The organism is Streptomyces sp. iso_384, assembly GCF_056172905.1.
This window is the reverse complement of sequence record NZ_JBWBTT010000021.1, coordinates 1-727: the sequence shown is the minus strand read 5'-3', so window position 1 is coordinate 727 and position 727 is coordinate 1. Positions and strand designations below refer to the sequence as shown.

Below are 727 nucleotides of genomic sequence, written 5' to 3'. Positions count from 1 at the left end.
ACCTGATCTCCCCGCGCGCCTGACTCCCTGGGAGCCTGAGGTCCTGGAAGCCTTGCGGGCGACTCCGGCACCGCTGTACGCGGTGGCGTACCCACTCCCGGATGGTGGCTGGCAGGTCAGTCTCCTGGAAGGCGAAGGCGACGTCCGCGATTCTTTCGCCGCCACCGATCTGGACGCGGCCGACCACGCACTGCAGGAGCGCGGATATCTCTCCATCGCCTCAGCAATGGGACGGGACTGGGACAAGCTTTCATCCAGGAAGGCCAGGAAAGAGCGCGGCACCCCAGTATTCAGAGACCCCGAAGAATAGCCCCGCGTCGAATACTGGCAGTGGTGAAGAAACCCACTCTCTACCCAGCGCATCAAAATGATGCACAGGGTAGAGAGATCCAACACCGGGGGGTGGTAGAGATTCCCACTCCGTACCCGGACACGGGTCGTGATGCACCCTCAGGGAGCACAGCCCGCCGACCGGTTGAAGAGACCCACAACCGGGCAGCTGCTGCTAGCCGCCCGCGTAAGCGGGCTACTCCTGCAGGCGGAGCCGGAAGGATCTCACCCGACCACCCGTCACCACCGGTCCCAGCGCGGAGCGAGGGACCCCCAACCGCCCACCTGTCTTTTGAATTCCGGAGGAATTCATAACAATTCCGGAGGAATTGTTAAAGCCCGTAGGGCTTTATCGTCTTTACGGTCCGTAGGGGCCGTGCGTCGTTCCTCCGGAGAT

The 727-nt window shown here is 62.7% G+C and carries 1 protein-coding gene; it reads left to right on the top strand.

Going from position 1 to position 727, the window contains the following annotated elements; translation table 11 throughout:
- Positions 1 to 310 (top strand): hypothetical protein (locus tag AC0VY3_RS37335; RefSeq protein ID WP_475551956.1); only part of this gene is annotated, 310 nt, incomplete at its 5' end.
- Positions 311 to 727 lie beyond the last annotated feature (417 nt).